Origin of the sequence: Pantoea sp. GM_Pan_3 (assembly GCF_026541045.1) — a bacterium.
Lineage (GTDB): Bacteria > Pseudomonadota > Gammaproteobacteria > Enterobacterales > Enterobacteriaceae > Pantoea > Pantoea anthophila.
The window spans coordinates 61,538-87,240 of sequence record NZ_JALNVA010000007.1 but is presented as its reverse complement, the minus strand read 5'-3'; the positions used below and the strand labels follow the sequence as shown (position 1 = coordinate 87,240).

Sequence of the window (25,703 nt, the reverse complement as noted above, 5' to 3'; positions counted from 1 at the left end):
TGTCTGCTATCTGGGCTTTTTTCATCGTCAGGAGAGAATTTTTTGCGCGTAAGCCGGTCACTTACGATAAAGCAGATGGCGACGGTTTCGCTGGTTGCGGTTATCACCATCAGTATTTTTATCGTCATCCAACTGTTTCATTTTGTGCAGCAGCGCAGGATTGACTACGCCCAGCAGATGGAGAATATCGCCCACACCGTTCGTCAGCCGCTGTCGGAAGCGGTGTTGCGGGCCGATATCCCCCGGGCCGAACACATTCTTCACTCTCTGAAACCGGCCGGTATTCTGTCGCGCGCCGATGTGGTGCTGCCCAATGCGTTTCAGGCGCTGCATGCTGACTTTGAGACGGAAAAACCGGTGCCGCGTCTGGTGGCCCGCCTGTTTGAGCTGCCGGTGCAGATTACGCTGCCGCTCTACTCGATAGAAAATACCAGAATGCCAAAACCGCTGGCCTATCTGGTGCTGCAGGCGAACTCAACGCGCGTCTACCAGTTTATCCTCAGCACGCTCTCGACCATGATCATCACCTATCTGCTGCTGGCGCTGATCCTCTCCGTGGCGATCAGCTGGTGCATCAACCGGCTGGTGGTGCATCCGCTGCGTCATCTCTCGCGCGAGCTGCAGGAGCTGCCGCCGCAGGCGATTCTGACCCATAAACTCTCCCTGCCGCACAGCCATCATGATGACGAGATCGGCATGCTGGTGCGCAGCTACAACCGCAATCAGCAGGTGCTGGAGTCGATTCATGATGAGATGAGCCGGCTGACCACCCACTTCCCGGTCACCGACCTGCCCAACCGCACCCTGTTCCTGGCGCTGGTCGAACAGTTTATGTGCAATCCTGACCGGTCGCTGGGTCTGATGGTGATCCGCATTGAAACCCTGCAGGAAGCCAACGGCATACTCAGCGATGAGCAGCGCGACACGCTGATGCTGACGCTGGTGGAGAAGATCCGCCATACGCTGGATGACCACACCCTGCTGGCGCAGACCGGCGTCAGCGATTTTGTCCTGCTGATGAAGCGCGCCAGTAATCCGTTCCGCGCCCTGCGTCTGGCGCGCAATCTGATGATTCGCCTTAATCAGCCGGTCAGCCTGCACCAGCTTCAGCTGCGCCCTAACGTCAGCATCGGTCTGGCGCTGCGCGACGATCAGCCGCTGAGCGCCAGTGAACTGCTGGACAGGGCGATCTCGGCGATGATGTCGGCCCGTCATCAGGGCAAAAATCAGATCCTCTTCTTTGACGCCGCGCTGACCGAGCGCGCACAGAAACGCCTGACCCAGGAGCATGACATTCTGCAGGGTCTGCACGATGAGCAGTTTGCTCTCTACCTCCAACCGCAGGTTGATATGCGCACCGGGGCACTGGCGGGCGCGGAAGCGCTGCTGCGTATGCGCCAGCCGGATGGCAGTTACGGCCTGACAGAAGAGTTTATCGCCAGCGCCGAAGAGATAGGCGTGATTAGCGCAGTGGGACGCTGGGTGTTTGAAGAGGCGTGCCGCATTCTGGCTGGCTGGCAGCGGCAGGGCATGATGCTGCCGCTGAGCGTGAATATTTCTGCGGTACAGTTGCGCGATACGGGCGTGGTCTCCCATCTGCAGTCTCTGCTGACCCGTCACCGCATCGCCCCTGGCACTTTTGTGCTGGAAGTGACCGAGACGGCGCATCTGGATGATGCAGAACAGGCGATAGCGATGCTGCGACTGTTGCAGCAGGCCGGGGTGGCGGTGGCGCTGGATGATTTCGGCATGGGCTACTCCAATCTCAACTATCTGCATCAGCTGAAAGCGTTGCCGGTCAACAAGCTGAAGATGGACCGCAGCTTTGTGGCGGCGCTGCCGGATGACGACACCATGGTCTGCATCGTGGCGGCGATCGCCGAGATTATCCACCTTGAGGTGATTGCCGAGGGCGTGGAAACCGCGGAGCAGCGTGACTGGCTGCTGGCGCGCGGCATTCACATCGGGCAGGGCTACCTCTACGCGGAAGCGCTGCCTCTGACCCGATTCAATCAGGCCTGGATAGAAAATTCCTCACTGCCGCAATAATTGCCTGATTCATTGATTTTGCGAGAATTTTAGTTACAAAACCCCTTGCTGAAGCGTTTCAGTTCAGAATTACGATCCTGACATTTCCTGGGGGTTTGTCGCCCTGTATTAATCACGTAAACACAGTGTTATTTTCGGGTTACTGTCAGGCGCCACCTCTGTTGCCCGCCAGTCACAATAACGAATCCGACAACATCACCTCACGGCGTTAGTGGACACCTGTTTATGAAAACCTCACTTTTTAAAAGCCTTTATTTCCAGGTGCTGATGGCGATTGGCATCGGCGTTTTGTTAGGCCATTTTTACCCGGAGCTGGGGACCCAGATGAAGCCGCTGGGCGATGGCTTTGTTAAGTTAATCAAGATGATTATCGCCCCGGTCATCTTCTGTACCGTGGTGACCGGCATCGCCGGTATGGAAAGCATGAAAGCCGTCGGGCGCACCGGCGCTGTCGCGCTGCTCTATTTTGAAATTGTCAGTACCATCGCGCTGATCATTGGTCTGATCGTGGTTAACGTGGTGCAGCCAGGCGCAGGAATGAACGTTGATCCCGCCACCCTGGATGCCAAAGCGGTGGCGGTCTATGCGCAGCAGGCGGAACAGCAGGGCATTGTCGCCTTCCTGCTGGATGTCATTCCTAACAGCGTGATTGGCGCCTTTGCCAGCGGCAACATCCTGCAGGTGCTGCTGTTTGCCATTCTGTTTGGTTTTGCCCTGCATCGTCTGGGTAACACCGGCACGCTGATCTTCAACGTGATTGAGAGCTTCTCGAAAGTCATTTTCGGCATCATCAACATGATCATGCGTCTGGCACCGATAGGCGCCTTCGGCGCGATGGCGTTCACGATCGGTAAATATGGCGTGGGGTCACTGGTGCAGCTCGGCCAGCTGATCGTCTGCTTCTATATCACCTGTGTGCTGTTTGTGGTGATTGTGCTGGGGCTGATTGCGCGTCTGTTTGCCGGATTCAGCATCTTTAAGTTCATCGCCTATATCAAAGAGGAGCTGCTGATTGTGCTGGGCACCTCCTCGTCCGAGTCGGCGCTGCCGCGCATGCTGGATAAGATGGAGAAGCTGGGCTGTAAGAAGTCTGTGGTCGGGCTGGTGATCCCCACCGGTTACTCCTTTAACCTCGACGGCACCTCGATTTATCTGACCATGGCGGCGGTGTTTATCGCCCAGGCGACCAATGCCCATATGGATATTTTCCATCAGATCACGCTGCTGGTGGTACTGCTGCTCTCCTCAAAGGGCGCGGCAGGGGTGACCGGCAGTGGATTTATCGTGCTGGCGGCGACGCTCTCGGCGGTCGGCCATCTGCCGGTGGCGGGTCTGGCGCTGATTCTGGGTATCGACCGCTTTATGTCCGAAGCGCGTGCGCTGACTAACCTGATCGGAAACGGTGTGGCGACCGTGGTAGTGGCGAAATGGGTCGACCAGCTGGATCACAAACAGCTCAATGACACGCTCGCCGGCCGGAATAAAGAGAATAAAGCGTCCGAATCTTCAGTTTAATCATTGAATTTCACTTAAATCCCCTCAAATGCCCGCTGTCGCTTGCCCTGACAGCGGGCATTTGCATAATAAACCCCACTTGTTTTTTTTGACGTTTTTCACTTCGTTGCGCGACATCCTGAACTTCCTGTGGTCAAACACGTTGTTGTTGGATAACAGCGCGATTCGGCGCCAGCCGATTCGTTAATAACAGCGGCACGTCGCGCCAGTGATAACGATATTTGAATTATTTGAGTAGGGGTTCACATGCAGGGCACCAGAATTCGGCTTTTGGTTGGTGGATTAGTGCTGGCAGCAAGCAGCTATGGTCTCCAGGCAGAAACGCTGCAACCGGATCCGGCCTGGCAGGAAGGCAAGCTGGATAACGGATTTAACTGGCAGTTACTGGCCACACCGCAACGCCCCAGTGACCGCATCGAACTGCGGCTGGTGGTCAACACCGGCTCACTGGTGGAGAGTGCGCAACAGACCGGCTTCAGCCATCTGCTGTCGCGCCTGGCCATGGTGCACAATACCGCGCTCGACACCCAGCAGCAGCGCGCGCTATGGCAGCAGGCGATGGATCCTCAGCGCCCCCTGCCGCCCGTCATCGCCTCTTATGATTCCACCCAATATAATCTGAGTCTGCCGAACAACCGCCCTGAGCTGTTGAAAGAAGCGCTGAACTGGCTGGCGGCCACGGCGGGCAATATGGCGATTACCGAACAGGTGGTGAGCACCGCGCTGACGGCCTCCGATCCGGTCGCCACCTGGCCGAAAGATACGCAGGATGTCTGGTGGCGCTACCGCCTGAAAGGCTCGGCGCTGCTGGCGCACGATCCTGCGGCGCAGCCACGCGCCCCGGTTGATTTAACCCAGCTCAACGACTTTTATCATCAGTGGTACACCCCGGATGCGATGACGCTCTACGTGGTCGGCAATGTCGACAGCCGCAACCTCTCTGAGCAGATCAACAAAACCTTCTCGGCACTGACCGGCAAACGTGAAACGCCTGCGCCACTGCCCACCCTCTCCCCGCTGCCGCACGAGCCGGTGAATCTGGTCAGCAGCAACATGACGCAGGATCGCCTGTCACTGGTGTGGGATACGCCGTGGCAGCCGATTCGTGACTCGCAGAATCTGCAGCGTTACTGGCAGGGCGATCTGGCCCGTGAAGCGCTGTTCTGGCACGTTCAGCGCGCGCTCAGTGACAGCAAAGCGCAGGGCATACAGGTGGGATTTGACTGCCGCGTGCTCTATCAGCGTGCGCAGTGCTCGATCAATCTGGATGGACGCAACGACAGTCTGGCGCAGAATATGAATCTGGTGGCTCGCGAGCTGGCTAACGTGCGCGATAAAGGCTTACCGCAGGAGGAGTTTGATGCGCTGATGGCGCAGAAGCTGCTGGAGCTGAATAAGCTGTTCACCACCTATGCCCGCACCGACACCGATGTGCTGATGAGCCAGCGGCTGCGCTCCCAGCAGAACGCCGTGGTCGATATTGCGCCTGAGCAGTATCAGAAGCTGCGGCAGGCCTTCCTGGCGGGTCTGACCCGCGAGCAGTTAAACCAGGAGCTGCGTCAGCAGCTGACCCAGGAACTGATGATGGTTCTGATCCAGCCGGAAGGCGAAGCGGAAACCAACGTGAAAAGCCTGCAAAACAGCTGGGACAAAGTGATGGCACCGTCAGCGGCACCGGCGGCCAGCAATGAAGCCACGCCGCCGGACAGCAACGGCAAAGACGTGCCGCCTGCGGCTTAAGATCAGGTCTTTGCCCTGAGCCACTCGGTCACTAACATCGGCCAGCTGGCGAGGGGCAAATCTGCCACACCGCGGATACCGAATCCGTGCCCGCCTTTCTGATAGAAATGCACCTCTGCCGGGACCTTATGCTCCCGCAACGCACTGAAAAACGCCATGCTGTGATTCACCGAGACGGCTTCGTCGTCGGCGGCGTGGATCAACAGCGTTGGCGGCACCAGCGGGTGAACCCGGGTTTCCAGGGAGTAGGCCTCAATCGTTTTCTGATCGGGCCAGGCACCCAGCAGGCGGGTTCGGGCACCTTCATGGGCAATGCCATCACGCATGCTGATCAGCGGATAGACCAGGATCATCGCATCCGGGCGAGGGGAGAAGTTTTCTGCGCCATCCTGCACCGGATAGAGTTTTTCCGCGAAGCGTGTGCCCAGGCTGGCCGCGACGTGGCCACCCGCCGAAAAGCCCATCATCACAATGTACTTTCCATTCAGGCCGCGCTGCGCCCGTTCACGCAGCACCCGCACGGCGCGCTGTGCATCGGCCAGCGGCGCATCGGGGCCTTCATGATGACCATCATAGGGCAGACGGTAAGTCATGACCGCCAGGGTGTAGCCCATTGAGGTGAAGAAGGTCGCCAGGGCGCTGCCTTCACGGTCGATCATCACACGCTGATAACCTCCGCCTGGCGCGACCAGCAGGGTGATCCCGTTGGATTCGACCGGATGCCAGATCGCCATCTCCGGGCAACGTACGCCGGTGGCGGCGCGATCGTAAGGCTCATACTCTTTTGCCATATCGACGATCTGCGGCTGTGCCCGCGAATCGCTGGCACCTGGCGCATCACCGTGTGGCCAGATGTTAATGATTTCTGTGTGCATAAATAGGTCCTGATGCGGAGAATATTTTAGTTGTTTTGTTCACGGCCGGAGAGCACAGCGTCCTGCTGTTGTTGATTAAAAGATGGTCTTTTTTACGGCGAACGTCCATCCGAAAAGGGCCGAATCGGGCAGATTCGGACTATGCCTGGTGGCGCTCGGGTGGTTATAACTGGCTAATTTTATTCGAAAAATTATAAGTCTGATTGAAGGAGATGGCCGGGTCGCCTGTGCGATTAACCACAATTTTTCAGCATAAGGGAAATGAGCGGCATGGCCCGCTTTACTAGCCGCAATTTACCGGATATCACACTGCGGGCGCTTAAGAGGCGATAATGATTTTATCCCCGCGTGATCCGGGCCTGAAGGCAGGGGAGAAGTACCAGTCTCATTTGAGACTGTTTATGATTCATGGCGAAAGGGCAGTTTCCGGTTGGTTGATACGGTTTAACATATCATCATCCGTTTCTACACAACGGTAAGATGCATGCCATGTCTGAACCCACACTCTCTGCCAGACAGACGTTTACGCGACTGTGGCCCACCATTTCACCCTTCAGGCTGGGCCTGGTAGTCGCCGGGATAGCCCTCATCGTCAACGCCGCCATAGACCCGTTTATGCTGACATTGCTGAAAAGCCTGCTGGACGATGTGATGGGCAGGCGGCATGCGGGGATGCTGCTGTGGATGCCGCTGGTGATTATCGGGCTGATCCTGATCCGCGGCGTCAGCGGCTATATCTCCGGTTACTGTATCTCCTGGGTCTCCGGTAAAGTGGTAATGAGCCTGCGCCGTCGCCTCTTCAGCCACATGATGGGGATGCCGGTGGCGTTCTTTGATCAGCAATCAACCGGCACGCTGCTCTCCCGCATCAGCTACGATTGCGAGCAGGTCGCCTCCGCCTCTTCCGGCTCGCTGGTCACGGTGGTGCGTGAAGGTGCCTCTATCCTTGGCCTGTTTGTCATGATGTTTTACTACAGCTGGCAGCTTTCCCTGATCCTGCTGGTGCTGGCGCCCGTGGTGTCGCTGGCGATCCGCCTCGTCTCCCGGCGCTTTCGCCGCATCAGCAGGAACATGCAGGACACCATGGGGCAGGTCACCTCCCATGCTGAGCAGATGCTGAAAGGGCATAAAGAGGTGCTGATGTTCGGCGGTCAGCGGGTGGAGACAGAGCGGTTTGGGCAGGTCAGCAACAGGATGCGTCGCCAGGGGATGAAAATGGTGTCGGCCACCGCGTTGTCCGATCCGCTTATCCAGCTGATCGCCTCTTTCGCACTGGCTTTTGTGCTCTATGCGGCCAGTTTTCCGTCGGTAATGACGACGCTGACGGCGGGCACCCTCAGCGCGGTTTTTTCCGCCATGCTGATGCTGATGCGTCCGTTAAAGTCCCTGACCAGCGTCAATGCGCAGTTCCAGCGCGGCATGGCCGCCTGCCAGACACTGTTTGCGATTCTGGATACTGAGCAGGAAAAAGATGAGGGCACCCGCGTTATCGGACGCGCCGCCGGTCATGTTGCGTTCCGCAACGTCAGCTTCACCTATCCCGGTTCGGAAACGCCGGCCCTGAACGCAATCAATATTGATATCCCGGCCGGGAAAACGGTCGCCCTGGTAGGCCGTTCCGGCTCAGGTAAATCGACCCTCGCCAGCCTGCTCACGCGTTTTTACGATATCGACAGCGGCGAAATTTTGCTGGATGGGCACGATCTGCGTGACTACACCCTGGCCTCGCTGCGCGAGCAGATGGCGCTGGTCTCTCAGCATGTTCATCTGTTCAATGACACCATCGCCAACAATATCGCCTATGCCCGTCGTGATCTCTTCAGCCGCGCCGCGGTCGAACAGGCGGCGCAGATGGCTCATGCCATGGAATTCATCAATAAGATGGAGAACGGGCTGGATACGATGATTGGGGAGAATGGGGTGCTGCTGTCGGGTGGACAGCGCCAGCGCATTGCCATTGCCCGCGCCCTGTTGCGCGACAGTCCCGTTCTGATCCTCGACGAAGCGACCTCGGCCCTCGATACCGGCTCAGAACGGGCGATTCAGTCTGCGCTGGAGACGCTGCAGCAGAACCGCACCACGCTGATTATTGCGCACCGGCTCTCAACCATTGAGAAAGCCGATGAGATCCTGCTTATCGAAGAGGGCCGGATCGCTGAGCGCGGCTCGCATCAGCAGCTGCTGCAGCAGAACGGCGCTTATGCCCGGCTTTATCAGATGCAGTTCAGTCAGGCATCGCCTCTGCCGGAATAATCGCGCCACGATGCTGAATCACCGTGCTGGCGATCAGATGCCCGCGCTGTGCGGCGGCTTCAGCCGATGCGCCGGTCAGGCGGCGCGCCAGATATCCGGCGCTGAACGAATCGCCCGCGGCCGTCGTATCCACCACCTTCTCCTTCGCCAGCCGGACCGCAGGCACCTCAATCAGCGGCGCATCACCCGTGGCGACCAGGCAGGCCTCCGCACCCCGTTTAATCACAATTTCACTGGCACCTGCTTCGCGGGTTCGCGCGATAACCTCCTCCAGCGGCTGCTCGCCCCACAGCAGATGTTCATCATCCAGGGTGAGAAAGGCGATATCGGTACAGCTGAGCATGGCGCGATACGCGCTCTGCGCACTGGCCCGATCGGCCCATAAACGCGGACGATAGTTATTATCGAAAATCACCCTGCCGCCCTCTGCCCGGCAGCGGGCCAGAAGCTGCATCAGTTTCTCCCGGCTGGCAGCGGGCAGAATCGCCAGACTGATGCCGCTGAGGTAAAGATAGTCATAGTGCGCCAGCTGGTCGGCGATCGCCTCTGACTGCGGGCTGTCGAGCCAGTAGCGGGCCGCGGCGTCGCTGCGCCAGTACCAGAAGGTGCGCTCGCCCTCCGCATCGGTTTCAATCACATACAGGCCTGGCATTTTATTATCGAGACGCTGAATCAGGCCGGTGTTGACCTTCTCCTGCTGCCAGGCGGTTATCATCTGATCGCTGAACGAATCCGTCCCCAGCGCCGTGACGTAATCGACCCGTAACTGCTGCTCATCCACCTGGCGGGCGAGATAAACCGCCGTATTCAGCGTATCGCCGCCAAAACCCCGTTTGATGTTCTCACCCTTTTCCGACAGCTCAATCATGCATTCGCCGATAATGGCAATTTTCTTCTGCGTCATGGTTTGCAACCCGTAGTGAAAGAGTGCTCAGTCTCGCGTCTGGTATGGCAGTCGTCAACTTTTTAAAACGCTGTTTTGATTTAGCTTAAGGTGCAGGAGAGGGCTAATCTGGCGGATAAGAGGCGCTAATTTCGGCTTTTTTTACCGATTATGCGGGCGACGCAGCTGATAGACTTTCCCTTTTTGTGGCCGGGTCGTTCATCTCTTTACCACAGACACTCACGATAATCGCAGCTGCGTCACCCGTTTTGGGGACATATTATCAACCAGGAAAATACCATGGTGATGGAGAGTATTAGTCAATGGCTGCCGTCTTCAATTGACCCTGATTATCAAACGGAAACCCCGCTCTTCTGGCAACAGTGCCAGCGGCGCTATCGGTTCCAGCCTATCTATCGGGTAACCGGTCGGTTACTCGCCATTGAACTGCTGACCGCCGTTTCTCATCCTGCCCAGCCGGAACGGAATCTGTCACCCGAGGCCTGGTTTGCCGGGCTCGATATCGCCCAGCGCCTCAATGTGATCTATGAGCAGCTGGAACTGCTGACGCAGTGGTCCGCCTTCTTCGAGCGCAACGGTGTGGTCGCGTCGGTCAACATCGATGGCCCCTCGCTGCTCTCTATTCAGCACCGGCCCGCCATTCGTCGCCTGATCGCCCGCCTGCCCTGGATCCGCTTTGAGCTGACAGAGCATCATGCGCTGCCACAGGCGGAGAGAGTCGCAAAGATCCCGGAACTGGGCCCGCTGTGGCTGGATGATTTTGGCTCTGGCATGGCCAATTTCTCGGCGCTGACCGAACTGAAATATGACTACATCAAGCTGTCGCGCGACCTGTTTATTCTGCTGGGCAGTTCTGATGAAGGGCGCAGCCTCTTTTCGATGCTGCTGGCGCTCATCAATCGCTACTGCAACGGCGTGATTGTCGAGGGCGTGGAAACGGAAGAGCAGTGGCAGCAGGTCAGGCAATCCCCGGCCATCGCGGCTCAGGGCTACTACTTTTCGCGGCCTGTCCCATTTTCTGAACTGAATCATCTGACTCTCCAGCTTCCCTGATGCCGTTGCCCGCCGTCTCGACTATCTTTAACGCAGGCCGTGAAAGAGCAAGGAGAAAGCGACATGTCGCGTACCGGGAAAATCGTCAGTTGGGTTGCAGGCATTCTGGTGTTGTTGATTGTGGTGATTATTGTGGTGATCGCGACATTTGACTGGAACCGCCTGAAGCCCACCATCAATCAGAAAGTCTCAACCGAACTCAATCGTCCTTTTGCCATCCGCGGGGATCTGGGGATCGACTGGGTTCGCCATCGCGACGAGTCGGGCTGGCGGCGCTGGGTGCCGTGGCCGCAGATACACGCCGAAGATATCATGCTGGGTAACCCGCCCGGCATTCCTGATGTCACCATGGTCCATCTGCAACGGGCCGACGCGACGCTGGCACCGCTGTCGCTGCTGCACAAAGAGCTTTTCATCCCGTGGATTAAGCTGCAGCGACCCGATGCGCGCCTGATTCAGACGGCGGATAAAAAGAATAACTGGACGTTCGATATCGCCGGTAGTGACAAGGATGACAAGGACAGCGCGCCTTCGGCCTGGTCCTTCCGGCTGGATAATATCCTGTTTGATCAGGGGCAAATCCGCTATCGCGATGCGGTTAACCGCGCTGATGTCACGGTACAGGTGAATCCGCTGGGCAAACCGGTGCCCTATGCGCAGATTGCCGGCGGTGACGACCAGCAGAAGGGCGCGGGAGACTTCGTCTTTGGCTGGCAGGCCAGTGGCACCTACAACAATGAAAAGCTCAGCGGTGAAGGCAAGATTGGCGGCATGCTCTCGCTGCGCAGCCAGAACACCCCTTTCCCGGTGCAGGCCGATGTGCGAAACGGCACCACGCGGGTTCAGGTAACCGGGGGCGTGCAGGACCCGATGAACCTGGGCGGACTGAATGTGCGTCTGCGTTTCTCCGGCGATACGCTGGCGAACCTCTATGGCCTGACCGGCGTTCTGCTGCCTGATACCCCGCCTTATGAAACGGACGGCCATCTGATCGCGAAATTCAGCGGCGAAAAGGGCGCGGTCTACCGCTATGAGAAATTTAACGGTCATATCGGCGACAGCGATATTCATGGCTCGCTGATCTACACCCAGGGCAAACCTCGTCCTACTCTCACCGGGGAACTCACCTCTGAGCAACTGCGCATGGCCGATCTGGGGCCGCTGATTGGTGTGAACTCCGGCAAAGGGAGTGAGAAGACCGCCCAGGCCAAAGCCCGGCGCGGTGAGAAATCGAATCAGCCTGCTGACCGTGTACTGCCGCACGACAGGTTTGAAACCAAAAGCTGGGATGTCATGGATGCCGACGTGAAGTTCAGCGGCAAACGTATCGAACACAGCAACTCACTGCCGCTGAGCGATCTCTATACCCACTTACAGCTCAAAAACGGCGATCTGCTGCTGGATCCGCTGCGCTTTGGTATCGCGGGCGGCAATCTCAACAGCACTATCCGGCTGGAGGGCGATCGTTCACCGATGCGTGGCCGGGTTGACCTGCATGCACGCAAGCTGCGTTTGCGTCAGCTGTTCCCGGATGTGCAGGCGATGAAGAACAGCCTGGGTCAGCTCAACGGTGATGCCAGCTTTACCGGCACCGGCAACTCGGTCGCCGACCTGCTGGCGACCAGCAACGGTCAGCTGAAGCTGCTGATGAATGACGGGCTGATCAGCCGCAATCTGATGGAGATCGCCGGACTTAACGTGGGTAACTACGTAGTCGGCAAACTCTTTGGCGACGATCAGGTGCGCATCAACTGCGCGGCCACCGATATCAGACTGCAGAACGGTCTGGCGACGCCGAATCTGTTTGTGTTTGATACCGAGAACGCGATTATCAATGTGTCAGGGAACGCCAACTTCGCCAGTGAACGTCTGGACCTGTCGATCAATCCGGAGAGTAAAGGTGTTCGCATCGTCACGCTGCGCTCCCCGCTCTACGTGCGCGGCACCTTTAAGAATCCGGATGCGGGCGTGAAAGCGGGGCCACTGCTGGCCCGTGGGGCCGCTGCCGTGGCGCTGGGTGCGGTCGTAGGGCCGGCAGCGGCGCTGCTGGCACTGATCTCCCCCAGCGACAACGAAGACAACCAGTGCAGCAACGTTCTGCAGCAGATGAAGCAGAAGAAGTAACTAGTTGCGGTAGAGCACTTTGATAATGTGATAACCAAAGCCGGTCTTTACCGGCCCGTAAGGCGTCAGCAACGGGCAGGTAAAGACCGCTTTATCAAAGGCCGGTACCATCTGTCCCTGCCGAAACTCGCCCAGATCGCCCCCCTTACGGCCGGAAGGACAGGTCGAATGCTTCTTCGCCAGCTGCTGGAAATTGCCGCCCTTCGCCAGTTTCGCCAGAATCTCTTTTGCCAGCGCTTCCTCTTTGACCAGGATGTGTAAAGCCGCCGCGGTTTTCGCCATGTTGGTATCTCGGTTGTGTATAATTGCCGCCCAGTATAAACCCCTTTCTTTTGATTCAATCAGGCGATTTCTTCTATGCGTTTAAACCCCAGCCAACAACGTGCCGTCGAATTTGTTACCGGTCCCTGTCTGGTACTGGCGGGCGCGGGATCGGGCAAAACCCGCGTAATTACCAATAAAATCGCCCATCTGATTCGTGAGTGCGGCTATCAGGCGCGACACATCGCTGCGGTGACCTTCACCAATAAAGCCTCGCGCGAAATGAAAGAGCGTGTGGCGCAGACGCTGGGTCGCAAAGAGGCGCGCGGGCTGCTGATCTCCACCTTCCACACGCTGGGCCTGGAGATCATCAAGCGTGAAACGGCGGCGCTGGGCATGAAGTCTAACTTCTCGCTGTTCGACGATCAGGATCAGCTCGCCCTGCTGAAAGAGCTGACCAGAGAGTGGCTGGAGGAGGATAAGACGCTGTTGCAGCAGCTCATCTCCACCATCTCAAACTGGAAAAATGACCTGATCGATCCGCAGGGCGCGGCCGCGCAGGCGCGTTCACAGCAGGAGAATATTTTTGCCCACTGCTATGGCCTCTACAGTCAGCATCTCAAATCGTGCAACGTCCTCGATTTTGACGATTTGATCCTGCTGCCGACGCTGCTGCTGCAGCGTAATCAGGAGGTGCGCGAACGCTGGCAGCAGCGTATCCGCTATCTGCTGGTGGATGAGTACCAGGATACCAACACCAGCCAGTATGAGCTGGTTAAACTGCTGGTTGGCGCGCGGGCGCGCTTCACGGTGGTGGGTGATGATGACCAGTCGATCTACTCCTGGCGCGGCGCGCGGCCTCAGAATCTGGTGCTGCTGAGTCAGGACTTTCCGGCGCTGGAGGTGGTGAAGCTGGAGCAGAACTACCGCTCCTCGCAACGCATCCTGAAAGCGGCGAACATCCTGATTGCCAACAACCCGCACGTGTTTGAAAAGCGGCTCTTCTCCGAACTGGGGCAGGGCAGCGAACTCAAAGTGGTGACCGCCAACAGCGAAGAGCATGAAGCGGAGCGGGTCACCGGCGAACTGATTGCTCATCACTTTATCAACAAAACGCAGTACAAAGATTACGCGATCCTCTACCGTGGTAACCATCAGTCACGCACCTTTGAAAAGTTTCTGATGCAGAACCGCATTCCCTATCGCATCTCTGGCGGCACCTCGTTCTTCTCACGGCCGGAGATTAAAGATCTGCTCGCCTATCTGCGCGTGCTGACTAACCCTGAGGATGACAGCGCGTTCCTGCGCATCGTCAATACACCACGTCGCGAGATTGGTCCGGCGACGCTGCAGAAGCTCGGTGAATGGGCGAATCTGCGCAGTAAGAGCCTGTTTCATGCCAGTTTTGATGTCGGGCTGGGTCAGACGCTCAACGGACGTGGCCTGGAGCATCTGCAGCGCTTTACTCACTGGCTGAATGAGATCATCCAGCTGACCGAACGCGAGCCGGTCAACGCCGTCCGCGATCTGATTCGCGGCATCGATTACGAAAGCTGGCTGTTCGAAACCTCCGGCAGTCCGAAAGCCGCAGAAATGCGGATGAAGAACGTCAACACGCTGTTTCAGTGGATGACCGAAATGCTGGAGGGCAGCGATATCGACGAGCCGATGACGCTGGCCCAGGTGGTCACGCGCTTTACCCTGCGCGACATGATGGAGCGCGGTGAAAGCGATGAAGAGCTGGATCAGGTGCAGCTGATGACGCTGCACGCCTCCAAAGGGCTGGAGTTCCCCTATGTGTTCCTGGTGGGCATGGAAGAGGGGCTGTTGCCGCACCAGAGCAGCATCGATGAGAACAATATCGAAGAGGAGCGTCGTCTGGCCTACGTCGGCATCACGCGGGCACAGAAAGAGCTGACCTTTACCCTCTGCCGTGAACGGCGGCAATATGGCGAGCTGGTGCGACCGGAGCCGAGCCGTTTTCTGCTGGAGCTGCCGCAGGACGATCTGCAGTGGGAGACGGAGCGCAAAGTGGTCAGTGCCGAGGAGCGGATGAAAACCGGGCAGAGCCGGGTTGCCGGTCTGCGGGCGATGCTGGATAAAGCCAGAAAAGGGTAAGCACGTCAGGCGGAGAGGCGAAGGCGATTCGCCTCAGACGCAGGTATTACGACAGGGTTAACAACCAGTGGACATAGGACTGATAGTGGCTCTCCTGCTCCAGCAGTTCGCTGCGCAGCGGATGCGCCTCCAGCCAGCCAGCGGGCAGGGTCAGATGCAGGGCATCATCGTCCGCCTGGAGCCGCACCGCAGGCAGGGTGTCATCGCGGCGGCGGGTCGAGAAAATAATCGCCAGCCGCAGCAGACGGCACATCCGTTCCGCCAGACGCGGCGGCAGGGCGTTTTGCTGGGTCAGCAGCGCCAGATCGATGCTGCCGCTCTGGTTTTGCAGCAGGCAGGCCAGCAGCTTCTTCTGCGCCGGTGTGAAGCCAGGCAGGTCCAGATGACGCACCAGGTAAGCCGCATGCTGTGGCGCATGCCGGAAGTCGACGCTGAGGCCGATTTCGTGGATCGCACAGGCGCTGAGCAGCAGCTCACGACAGCGCTGATCCAGCTTCCACGAGGTGGAAACCTGACGGAAGAAGCTCTCCGCCAGCTGACGCACACGATCCGCCTGTTCAACATCAATGCTGAACCGGCGCTGGACGTTGTGAAGCGTGCGGGTGCGGATGTCGCGGTCAACGGGCAGATGCAGCATGCCGTAGACCAGCCCTTCACGCAGCGCGCCGCCCGCCAGGGTCATGCTATCGATATTGAGCGTCTGGAAAATGGCGATCAGGATCGACAGGCCGCTGGGAAACACCAGCGCCCGTTCCAGTGTCAGCCCTTCGATTTCAAGCTCTTCCAGTTTGCCGCACTGGATTGCGCGCTGTTTAAGCTGCTGCAGCTTGCTCAGCGTGATGCGCTCATCCATGCCCTGCGCCACCATAATCTCCTGCAGCGCCTGCACCGTGCCGGACGCACCGACACAGGCCTGCCAGCCCTGCTGACGCAGCTGCGCGGCGACAGGCTGGATCATCTCACGGGCAGCCTGCTCCGCCTGGTCAAAATTCTCTTTTGCCAGATGACGATCGCTGAAGAAGCGCTCCAGCCAGGTGACACAGCCCATCGACAGACTGAACAACACCGACGCGTGCGAACCATCGCCGGTTGCCAGCTCGGTACTGCCGCCACCGATATCGACCACCAGACGCTGGTCGGAGCCGCCCGTGGTGTGAGCCACGCCCTGATAAATCAGGCGCGCCTCTTCTTCACCGCTGATGACGTTGATGGTGCAGCCAAGAATCTGCTGGGCGGTATCGAGGAAGGTCTGCGCATTCGCGGCCAGACGCAGCGTGGCGGTCGCCACCACGCGGATCTGATCGGGGGGAATATCCTGCAGTTGCTCAGAGAAGAGCCGGAGGCATTGCCAGCCACGCGCCATGGCTTCGGCTGACAACTGATTACTGGCATCCAGACCGGCGGCAAGGCGAACCTTGCGCTTAATTTTTGCCACGGTCTGAATACTGCCAGAGACCTCGCGCACCACCAACATATGAAAGCTGTTAGACCCTAAATCAATCGCTGCATAAAGTGACGACGCGCTGAGCATGGTGGCCTAACCTGAACGTTTACGGTTGTTGTTGCGTGGCGCACCGCGACGATTAGCGTTATTGCCTCCACGGCGTGGGCCATTGCCGGAACGGCTGCGCTGCAGACGCTTAGGCGGCGGTAAATCGGTTAACAGGGCTTCGCTGCTGTACTTGCTGACCGGGATGCTGTGGCCAATGTACTCTTCAATCGACGGCAGATTCAGCGCGTACTCTTCACAGGCCAGGCTGATAGAGTGTCCGCTGGCACCTGCACGACCGGTACGGCCAATGCGGTGAACGTAATCTTCACAGTCATCAGGCAGATCGTAGTTAAAGACGTGGGTGACCGCCGGGATGTGCAGACCACGGGCAGCAACGTCAGTCGCGACCAGAATATCCACGTCCCCTTTGGTGAAGTCATCAAGAATGCGCAGGCGCTTCTTCTGTGCCACATCGCCGGTCAGCAGGCCAACGCGGTGACCATCAGCGGCCAGGTGGCCCCAGATATCTTCACAGCGGTGCTTGGTGTTTGCGAAGACAATGGCGCGATCCGGCCACTCTTCTTCCAGCAGGGTCTGCAGCAGGCGCATTTTCTCTTCGTTAGACGGATAGAAAAGCTCTTCCTGAATGCGATGGCCGGTTTTCTGTTCCGGTTCCACTTCAACATATTCCGCGCTGTTCATGTGCTCGAACGCCAGTTCACGAACGCGATAAGAGAGCGTTGCTGAGAAGAGCATGCTCAGGCGCTGCGTGGCAGGCGGCATACGGCGGAACAGCCAGCGAATATCTTTAATAAAGCCGAGATCGAACATGCGATCGGCTTCGTCCAGCACCATGACCTGGATGGCACCGAGGTTAACGTGATTCTGCTTCGCGTAGTCGATCAGGCGACCGGTGGTGGCCACCAGAATATCTACGCCCTGCTCCAGCACTTTCAGCTGTTTATCATAACCGTCTCCGCCATAGGCGAGACCCAGTTTCAGGCCGGTTGAGGCGGTAAGGGGTTCGGCATCTGCATGAATCTGCACAGCAAGTTCACGCGTTGGCGCAAGAATAAGTGCCCGTGGCTGATTAACCTGACGACCTTCCGCCGCAGGATAAGAGAGAAGATGATGAAACGTTGACGTCAGAAACGCCATCGTTTTGCCGGTACCGGTTTGCGCCTGGCCTGCAACATCACGCCCTGAAAGCGTAAAAGGCAGAGCTAACGCCTGAATCGGCGTGCAGTATTGAAAGCCTTTACTATCAAGGGCTTCAACCACTTTAGGGTGCAGGGCGAAGTCGGAAAACTTCTGTTCAGTTAAGTGTGTTTTGCTCATAGTGTGGTAGAATATCAGCTTACTATCGCTTTACGAAAGCGTATCCGATGAAATAAAGTCAACCAACATTGGTATATATTACGCCAATTCGCCAGGCATAATCTTGTGGAGTAAAACATGAGCAGCGATAAAATCGTTCATCTGACTGATGACAGTTTCGACACCGACGTGCTGAAAGCCGACGGCGTTACACTGGTAGATTTCTGGGCTGAATGGTGTGGTCCTTGCAAAATGATCGCGCCAATCCTTGATGAAGTTGCAGAAGAGTATGATGGCAAGCTGACCATCGCTAAGCTGAATATTGACGATAACCCAGGCACGGCACCGAAGTATGGCATTCGTGGTATCCCGACGCTGCTGCTGTTCAAAAATGGCGAAGTCGCCGCGACCAAAGTGGGCGCGCTGTCTAAAGGCCAGCTGAAAGAGTTCCTGAACGCCAACCTGGCGTAATGCAGGACTGAATGTCTGGCAGTGGTGAATTTATCTCCTGCTGCTGGACGTTCGCTTTCAGGCGTGCTAATTTACTCACACTGCATTACGAACTTACCTTGTAGTTAGCATCTAAAGTTTTCCCTTGTTGAACCCATTCGCCCTGTACCTTATAAAGATAGAACGGTTCAGCAATCTTACGGTTAGCTCCAACTCTGGCATTACATTCGGACATCTCCCTGCATACCGATCGCCATTCCATTCGATGATCGTCGGGAAGAGCCGAAAAGAGCCATTAACGGCATGGATTAGTTGCCATACCATTCACGACAAACATTCCGAGTATTACCCCGAGTTTAAGAACCCATCACTATGAATCTTACCGAATTAAAGAATACGCCGGTTGCTGAGCTGATTACTCTCGGCGAAAATATGGGGCTGGAAAATCAGGCTCGCATGCGCAAGCAGGACATTATCTTTTCAATCCTGAAGCAGCACGCGAAGAGCGGCGAAGACATCTTCGGTGATGGCGTGCTGGAGATTCTTCAGGATGGATTTGGATTCCTCCGTTCCGGAGACAGCTCCTACCTCGCCGGCCCTGATGATATCTACGTTTCCCCCAGCCAAATCCGCCGCTTCAACCTCCGCACTGGTGACACCATCTCTGGCAAAATCCGTCCACCGAAAGAAGGTGAACGCTATTTTGCGCTGCTGAAAGTTAACGAAGTTAACTACGACAAGCCGGAAAACGCGCGTAATAAGATTCTGTTCGAAAACCTCACGCCGCTGCACGCCAACAAGCGTCTGCGTATGGAACGGGGTAATGGTTCAACGGAAGATTTAACGGCCCGCGTTCTGGATCTGGCGTCACCGATCGGTCGTGGTCAGCGTGGTCTGATCGTTGCACCGCCGAAAGCCGGTAAAACCATGCTGCTGCAGAACATCGCGCAGAGCCTGGCGTATAACTACCCGGACTGCGTGCTGATGGTCCTGCTGATCGATGAGCGTCCGGAAGAAGTGACCGAGATGCAGCGTCTGGTCAAAGGTGAAGTCATTGCCTCAACCTTCGATGAGCCGGCGTCACGCCACGTTCAGGTTGCGGAAATGGTCATCGAGAAAGCCAAGCGCCTGGTTGAGCACAAGAAAGATGTCATCATCCTGCTCGACTCCATCACCCGTCTGGCGCGTGCTTACAACACCGTGGTGCCGGCGTCAGGTAAAGTCCTGACCGGTGGTGTGGATGCCAACGCCCTGCATCGTCCAAAGCGTTTCTTTGGTGCTGCACGTAACGTGGAAGAGGGCGGCAGCCTGACCATCATCGCTACCGCGCTGGTTGATACCGGTTCGAAGATGGACGAAGTGATTTACGAAGAGTTCAAGGGCACCGGTAACATGGAACTGCATCTCGCCCGTAAAATCGCTGAAAAACGTGTCTTCCCGGCGATCGACTACAACCGCTCCGGTACACGTAAAGAAGAGCTGCTTACCTCTCAGGAAGAGCTGCAGAAGATGTGGATCCTGCGTAAGATCATTCACCCGATGGGCGAAATCGACGCCATGGAGTTCCTCATCAACAAACTGGCGATGACGAAAACCAACGATGAATTCTTCGACATGATGAAGCGTTCATAATCTGATACGGCCAGGCCGGACCACTGATTCGGCTTTTTTAATCCAGATTCGCAGAAAATCGCCCTTACGCCACGTCCCGACGTGGCGTTTTTCATTTGTGAGCTATAGGATTGAACACTGGCAGGAGCATTTATAATGACTGTGGTAGTGATGGCGAATTTTTGACCGTTCGTCTGTCTCTTGATGCAGAATTCGGAATCCGACACAGCCATAAACGCGCTTTTTCGCGTATTGTTGTGCGGGATGTTAGCTGAGAGCGTTTAACGTGAATTTACTCACTATGAGTACTGAGCTTGGTTTAATTTTTCTCTTTTCACTGGCTTTCCTCTTTTTTGCTCGAAAAGCAGCTAAAAAAATTGGTTTAGTTGATAAGCCTAACTCACGTAAACGCCATCATGGCGCGATTCCGTTGGTGGGCGGCATTTCCGTGTTCGCAGGGATCTGCTTCACGTTCGCGATTACCAACTACTATCTGCCACACGCGCTGCTCTATCTGGGCTGTGCCGGTGTGCTGGTGCTGGTCGGGGCGCTCGACGATCGCTTTGATATCAGCGTTAAAATCCGCGCCGTGGTGCAGGCGCTGGTCGCTGTCGTCATGATGGTGGGGGCAAAACTCTATCTGCTGAGTCTGGGCTTTATCGTCGGTCCGTTCGAGCTGATCGTGGGACCCTTTGGCTATGTGCTGACGCTGTTCGCCGTCTGGGCCGCGATTAACGCCTTTAATATGGTGGATGGCATCGACGGTCTGCTGGGCGGCCTCTCCTCAGTGACCTTTGCTGCTATGGGCATTATCCTCTACTTCGACGGCCAGACCAGCCTGGCAATGTGGTGCTTTGCGATGATCGCCGCCACGCTGCCCTATATTCTGCTCAACCTGGGCTTTCTTGGCCGCCGCTTTAAAGTCTTTATGGGTGACGCCGGCAGCACCATGATCGGCTTCACCATCATCTGGATTCTGCTGGAAACCACCCAGGGTCTGAGTCACCCCATCACGCCGGTGACCGCCCTCTGGCTCATCGCCATTCCCCTGATGGATATGGTGGCGATCATGTATCGCCGTCTGCGCAAAGGCATGAGCCCGTTCTCGGCTGACCGTCAGCACATCCACCATCTAATTATGCGCGCCGGCTTCAGCTCGCGTCAGGCCTTTGTGCTGATTACCGTGGCGGCCGCGATTCTCGCCGGTATCGGGGTGCTGGGTGAGTATCTGGCGTTTATCCCTGAGTGGGTGATGCTGCTGCTTTTCCTGGGCGCGTTCATGGTTTATGGCTACTGCCTGAAACATGCATGGCGCGTGGCGCGGCGTATCCGTCGCATCAAGCGCCGTCTGAGCCATCATCGCGAAGCAAAAAATAAATGAACCCGATGCTGATTAAAGGATATCTCTGCCATGCCTTCTGACGTTGTAGACAACGAACTGGATCTTCGCGGCTTAGGCTGCCGGTTATGGCGTGGCAAGCGCTGGATTGTGGGGCTGGCCCTGCTGTTTGCCCTGGTCGCCTGGCTGGCGACGCTGCTGCTGAAACAGGTCTGGAGCACCACGGCGATCACCGATCGTCCGACAGTAAATATGCTGGGCTCCTACTATGCACAGCAGCAGTTTCTGACCAACCTGGATGTGCGGAATAACGCGTTAACCCTGGCGGCGCCCTCGCCAACGGTGATGGATGAGGTCTATCAGGAGTTCATCATGCAGCTCGCCTCGTGGGATACGCGTCGCGAGTTCTGGCAGCAAACCGACTACTACAAGAGTCGTAAAACCGGCAACGCGCACAACGATGCCGCGCTGCTTGACGACATGATCGGCAACATTCTCTTCACCCCGGCGGACGCGGCACATAACCTGCCGGACAACGTCAGACTCAAAGCGGAAACCGCAGGCGACGCCAACAACCTGCTGCGTCAGTATATTGCCTACGCCAGCGAGCGTGCCGCACGTCATCTGAATGATGAGTTAAAAGGGGCCTGGCAGGCGCGCACCGATCAGTTGCAGGCGCAGGTAAAACGTCAGGAAGATGTGGCGAACGCCGTATTCCAGCGCCAGCAGCACCGTCTGGAGCAGGCGCTGAAGATCGCCAGTCAGCAGGGTATCAATGAGAAACAGACGCGCGAAGCGGGTGAAAATCTGGCGGACAGCGATCTCTTCCTGCTGGGCCAGCCCGTGCTGCAGGGACAGCTTGAAACCCTGCGTGCCACCGGTCCCAGCTTCGATATCAGCTATGATCAAAACAGAGCTATGCTGGCCACGCTGCAGACCGGACCCAGACTGAACAGCCAGTTCCAGACCTACCGTTATCTGCGTACGCCGGAAGAGCCGGTATCACGTGACAGCCCGCGACGTCTGTTCATGATGATTATGTGGGGTGCCGTTGGGGCATTAACCGGCGCGGGTGTGGCGCTGGCACGTCGTCCGCGTCTGATGTCAGACACGCATGATTGAGAGAAACAGTGTGAAAGTTCTGACCGTATTTGGTACTCGCCCCGAAGCGATAAAAATGGCCCCGCTGGTTCAGGCGCTGGCGCAGGATCCCGCGTTTGAATCACGGCTGTGCGTTACCGCCCAGCATCGCGAAATGCTCGATCAGGTGCTGCGTCTGTTCAGACTGCAGCCGGACTACGATCTCAACATCATGCGGCCTGAGCAGGGGCTGACGGAGATCACCTGTCGCATCCTGGAGGGCATGAAAACCGTTCTGCTCGACTTCCGGCCCGACATCGTGCTGGTGCACGGCGACACGACCACCACGCTGGCGGCGAGTCTGGCCGCCTTTTATCATCAGATTCCGGTTGGCCATGTGGAAGCCGGGCTGCGCACCGGCGATCTCGCGTCGCCGTGGCCGGAAGAGGGCAACCGTAAGCTGACCGGCCATCTCGCCCGCCTGCATTTCACCCCGACCTCGCGCTCGCGACAGAATCTGCTGCAGGAAAATCTCGCCGACTCACGCATTATCGTGACCGGCAATACGGTTATTGACGCGCTGCTGTGGGTACGTGATCGGGTGCTGGATGACACCAATCTGAATGCGCAGCTGGCCGCGCGCTATCCGTTTCTCGATCCGGAGAAGAAACTGGTGCTGGTCACCGGTCATCGTCGCGAAAGCTTTGGCGGCGGGTTTGAACGGATCTGCAGCGCGCTGGCGCAGATTGCCCGCCAGCATCCGGAAGCGCAGATTGTCTATCCGGTGCACCTCAATCCCAATGTCAGCGAACCGGTTAACCGGATACTCAGCGGCATTGAAAATATTATTCTGATCGAACCGCAGGAGTATCTGCCTTTTGTCTGGCTGATGAACCGCGCCTGGTTAATCCTCACCGACTCCGGCGGCATTCAGGAAGAGGCGCCGTCGCTGGGTAAACCGGTGCTGGTGATGCGCGACACCACCGAGCGGCCGGAAGCGGTCGATGCCGGCACCGTGAAACTGGTGGGAACCGATGTCGCCACTATCGTGGCCAGCGTGAGCGAACTGCTGAGCGACGATGAGGCCTGGCAGGCGATGAGCCATGCCCATAATCCTTATGGCGATGGCAAAGCCTGCGGTCGTATTTTACAAGCCTTAAAAGATAACCGAGCCGAATTATGAGTTTTGAAACCATCTCCGTGATTGGACTGGGATACATTGGGCTGCCGACGGCAGCCGTTTTTGCCTCAAAGGGAAAAAAAGTGGTGGGCGTGGATATCAACGCGTGCGCCGTGGAAACCATCAACCGTGGCGCGATCCACATCGTGGAGCCCGATTTAGATCAGGTGGTACATGCTGCCGTCACGCGTGGCGACATGCGTGCCACCACCCAGCCTGAGCCTGCGGACGCCTTTCTTATTGCCGTGCCGACCCCGTTCAAAGATGACCATCAGCCCGACCTGCGCTTTGTGAAAGCCGCCGCAGAGTCGATAGCCCCCGTGCTGAAGAAGGGCGACCTGGTGATTCTGGAGTCGACGTCGCCGGTTGGCAGCACGGAACAGATGGCCGACTGGCTGGCGGCGGCGCGTCCCGATCTGCGTTTCCCGCAGCACGGTGAGACGCCCGATGTCTTCGTCGCCTACTGCCCGGAGCGCGTACTGCCGGGTCAGGTGATGGTCGAACTGATCAATAATGACAGGGTCATCGGCGGCATGACACCCGCCTGTTCCGCCCGCGCCAGCGAGCTTTATCGCATTTTCCTGAAAGGCGAGTGTGTGGAAACCAACGCCCGCACCGCCGAGATGTGCAAGCTGACTGAGAACAGCTTCCGCGATGTGAATATCGCCTTTGCCAATGAGCTGTCGCTGATTTGCGCCGATCAGGGGATCAACGTCTGGGAGTTGATTGCGCTGGCGAATCGCCATCCGCGCGTCAACATTCTGCAGCCGGGGCCGGGCGTCGGGGGACACTGTATCGCCGTCGATCCCTGGTTCATCGTGGCGCAGAATCCCGAACTAGCCCGTCTGATCCGCACCGCGCGCGAGGTCAATGATGCCAAGCCGCAGTGGGTGCTGGACCAGGTAAAAACCGCGCTGGCGGAGTGCCTGACCCAGACCGGCAAGCGCGCCAGCGATATCACCATCGCCTGCTTCGGACTGGCTTTTAAACCCAATATTGACGATCTGCGCGAAAGCCCGGCGGTGGGCGTGGCGCAGAAGATTGCGGAGTGGCACCGCGGCACAACCTGGGTGGTTGAGCCTCACATTGCGCAGATCGCTGACGCGCTGGCAGGCAAAGCTGAGCTGGTCCCGGGCGAGCAGGCGCTGGCCCAGGCCGATATTCTGGTGATGCTGGTGGATCATCGCGCCTTCCGCGCCATCGATGCCGCTCAGGTACAGCAGCAATGGATTGTCGACACCAAAGGTGTGTGGCGATGAGGCGTTTTCTGATCACCGGTGGTGCCGGGTTTATCGGTTCGGCACTGGTGCGCTTTCTGATCGCAGAAACCGATCATCAGGTAGTGGTGGTTGATAAACTCAGTTACGCCGGAAATCTGGCCTCACTCGCCAGTGTTGCCGACTCGCCGCGCTTTCATTTTGAGCAGGTGGATATCTGCGATCGTCCGGCGCTCGATCAGGTTTTTGCCCGTTATCAGCCAGACTGCGTGATGCATCTTGCGGCTGAGAGCCACGTTGATCGTTCAATAGATGGCCCGGTGGCCTTTATCGAAACCAATATTGTCGGGACCTATCAGTTGCTGGAAGCGGCACGTTTCTACTGGCAGAAGCTGGATGATGCGCGCAAAAACGCCTTTCTGTTCCACCATATCTCGACCGATGAAGTCTTTGGCGACCTGCATGACAGCCAGGCTTACTTCACCGAAACCACGCCTTATGCTCCCAGCAGTCCTTACGCCGCCAGTAAAGCCAGCAGCGACCATTTAGTGCGGGCCTGGCTGCGAACCTACGGGTTACCTGCGCTGGTCACGAACTGTTCAAATAATTACGGTCCCTGCCATTTCCCGGAAAAACTGATTCCGCTGACCATCATCAATGCACTGGCCGGAAAACCATTGCCGGTTTACGGCAACGGACAGCAGATTCGTGACTGGCTCTACGTCGAAGATCACGCCCGCGCACTCTATCAGGTGGTGAGTCAGGGCAAACCTGGCGAAACCTACAATATCGGCGGCCATAACGAGCGTCGTAATATTGAGGTCGTTGAGACGATTTGCAGTCTGCTTGAAGAGCTGGCAGCAGAACGAAAACCTGCAGGGCTGGCGCATTTCCGCGATCTGATTACCTATGTCACTGATCGTCCGGGCCACGATCTGCGCTACGCCATTGATGCCAGTAAAATTGCGCATGAACTTGGCTGGAAGCCGCAGGAGACCTTTGAAAGCGGTATGCGTAAGACCGTGGCGTGGTATCTGGCCAATTCCAGCTGGTGGCAGGCTATTCTTGATGGCCGTTATCAGGGTGAACGTCTCGGCTTATCGCAATAAATCCGCGTAAGGAACA

The 25,703-nt window shown here is 57.3% G+C and carries 19 protein-coding genes; 14 read left to right on the top strand and 5 right to left on the bottom strand.

All coding sequences use genetic code 11. The annotated features are described in order from the left end of the window. Positions 1-42 precede the first annotated feature (42 nt). The 3 genes from hmsP to OXR04_RS18310 all read left to right on the top strand — a co-directional run bounded on the left by hmsP (position 43) and on the right by OXR04_RS18310 (position 5,304). Complete coding sequence (gene hmsP / locus OXR04_RS18320; protein WP_033736127.1) at positions 43-2,049, top strand: biofilm formation regulator HmsP; 2,007 nt, start codon at positions 43-45, stop codon at positions 2,047-2,049. 225 nt (positions 2,050-2,274) lie between these two features. Continuing rightward, positions 2,275-3,564, top strand: coding sequence for a C4-dicarboxylate transporter DctA (locus tag OXR04_RS18315; RefSeq protein ID WP_009088401.1), 1,290 nt, complete (start codon positions 2,275-2,277; stop codon positions 3,562-3,564). A 246-nt stretch (positions 3,565-3,810) separates the two neighbouring features. After that, positions 3,811-5,304 carry a pitrilysin family protein gene (locus OXR04_RS18310; protein WP_154929017.1) on the top strand — a complete coding sequence of 498 codons (1,494 nt, stop codon included), beginning with the start codon at positions 3,811-3,813 and terminating at the stop codon, positions 5,302-5,304. 2 nt (positions 5,305-5,306) lie between these two features. Here OXR04_RS18310 and OXR04_RS18305 read toward each other — a convergent pair whose 3' ends face one another. Continuing rightward, the gene (locus tag OXR04_RS18305) at positions 5,307-6,179 is read right to left on the bottom strand and encodes an alpha/beta hydrolase (protein WP_009088404.1); all 873 of its coding nucleotides are present in this window, start codon (positions 6,177-6,179) and stop codon (positions 5,307-5,309) included. Positions 6,180-6,659: 480 nt separating this feature from the next. On the opposite strand from OXR04_RS18305, the gene msbA reads away from it, so the two are divergent. After that, positions 6,660-8,432, top strand: a complete 1,773-nt coding sequence (gene msbA, locus OXR04_RS18300; protein ID WP_267372582.1) for a lipid A ABC transporter ATP-binding protein/permease MsbA — start codon at positions 6,660-6,662, stop codon at positions 8,430-8,432. Here msbA and OXR04_RS18295 read toward each other — a convergent pair. Continuing rightward, positions 8,404-9,336: a sugar kinase gene (locus OXR04_RS18295; RefSeq protein WP_009088407.1), complete on the bottom strand. Its 933-nt coding sequence runs from the start codon at positions 9,334-9,336 to the stop codon at positions 8,404-8,406. The genes msbA and OXR04_RS18295 overlap by 29 nt on opposite strands. A gap of 279 nt (positions 9,337-9,615) precedes the next feature. Between OXR04_RS18295 and pdeH the strand changes: the two genes are divergently transcribed. Together pdeH and OXR04_RS18285 are read left to right on the top strand one after the other, a co-directional pair. Further along, the gene (pdeH, locus tag OXR04_RS18290; RefSeq protein ID WP_267372583.1) at positions 9,616-10,389 is read left to right on the top strand and encodes a cyclic-guanylate-specific phosphodiesterase; all 774 of its coding nucleotides are present in this window, start codon (positions 9,616-9,618) and stop codon (positions 10,387-10,389) included. 63 nt (positions 10,390-10,452) lie between these two features. Then, positions 10,453-12,513, top strand: coding sequence for an AsmA family protein (locus OXR04_RS18285; protein ID WP_267372584.1), 2,061 nt, complete (start codon positions 10,453-10,455; stop codon positions 12,511-12,513). On the opposite strand, the gene ppiC is transcribed toward OXR04_RS18285, so the two are convergent. Then, entirely contained in the window at positions 12,514-12,795 is a 282-nt protein-coding gene (gene ppiC / locus OXR04_RS18280) for a peptidylprolyl isomerase PpiC (RefSeq protein ID WP_009088412.1), read from the bottom strand. A 75-nt stretch (positions 12,796-12,870) separates the two neighbouring features. On the opposite strand from ppiC, the gene rep reads away from it, so the two are divergent. Next, positions 12,871-14,892, top strand: coding sequence for a DNA helicase Rep (rep, locus tag OXR04_RS18275; protein ID WP_058958107.1), 2,022 nt, complete (start codon positions 12,871-12,873; stop codon positions 14,890-14,892). Between the two features lie 46 nt (positions 14,893-14,938). On the opposite strand, the gene gppA is transcribed toward rep, so the two are convergent. Beyond that, entirely contained in the window at positions 14,939-16,423 is a 1,485-nt protein-coding gene (gppA, locus tag OXR04_RS18270) for a guanosine-5'-triphosphate,3'-diphosphate diphosphatase (protein WP_046100947.1), read from the bottom strand. Between the two features lie 6 nt (positions 16,424-16,429). Further along, positions 16,430-17,722, bottom strand: a complete 1,293-nt coding sequence (rhlB, locus tag OXR04_RS18265) for an ATP-dependent RNA helicase RhlB (RefSeq protein ID WP_009088417.1) — start codon at positions 17,720-17,722, stop codon at positions 16,430-16,432. 117 nt (positions 17,723-17,839) lie between these two features. On the opposite strand from rhlB, the gene trxA reads away from it, so the two are divergent. From trxA to rffG, 7 genes are all read left to right on the top strand, one after another. After that, the gene (gene trxA, locus OXR04_RS18260; protein WP_003851963.1) at positions 17,840-18,172 is read left to right on the top strand and encodes a thioredoxin TrxA; all 333 of its coding nucleotides are present in this window, start codon (positions 17,840-17,842) and stop codon (positions 18,170-18,172) included. A 351-nt stretch (positions 18,173-18,523) separates the two neighbouring features. Continuing rightward, positions 18,524-19,783: a transcription termination factor Rho gene (rho, locus tag OXR04_RS18255; RefSeq protein ID WP_003851960.1), complete on the top strand. Its 1,260-nt coding sequence runs from the start codon at positions 18,524-18,526 to the stop codon at positions 19,781-19,783. A gap of 280 nt (positions 19,784-20,063) precedes the next feature. Beyond that, positions 20,064-21,143, top strand: coding sequence for a UDP-N-acetylglucosamine--undecaprenyl-phosphate N-acetylglucosaminephosphotransferase (gene wecA / locus OXR04_RS18250; RefSeq protein WP_033736131.1), 1,080 nt, complete (start codon positions 20,064-20,066; stop codon positions 21,141-21,143). A 30-nt stretch (positions 21,144-21,173) separates the two neighbouring features. Then, positions 21,174-22,223 (top strand): ECA polysaccharide chain length modulation protein, encoded by a 1,050-nt coding sequence (gene wzzE, locus OXR04_RS18245; RefSeq protein ID WP_009088421.1) that lies wholly within the window; start codon positions 21,174-21,176, stop codon positions 22,221-22,223. Positions 22,224-22,233: 10 nt separating this feature from the next. Then, entirely contained in the window at positions 22,234-23,364 is a 1,131-nt protein-coding gene (gene wecB / locus OXR04_RS18240) for a UDP-N-acetylglucosamine 2-epimerase (non-hydrolyzing) (RefSeq protein ID WP_009088424.1), read from the top strand. Beyond that, positions 23,361-24,620, top strand: a complete 1,260-nt coding sequence (gene wecC, locus OXR04_RS18235) for a UDP-N-acetyl-D-mannosamine dehydrogenase (RefSeq protein WP_154929012.1) — start codon at positions 23,361-23,363, stop codon at positions 24,618-24,620. The genes wecB and wecC overlap by 4 nt, the downstream gene beginning before the upstream one ends. Further along, positions 24,617-25,687 (top strand): dTDP-glucose 4,6-dehydratase, encoded by a 1,071-nt coding sequence (gene rffG, locus OXR04_RS18230; protein WP_154929011.1) that lies wholly within the window; start codon positions 24,617-24,619, stop codon positions 25,685-25,687. The genes wecC and rffG overlap by 4 nt, the downstream gene beginning before the upstream one ends. Positions 25,688-25,703: the final 16 nt, after the last annotated feature.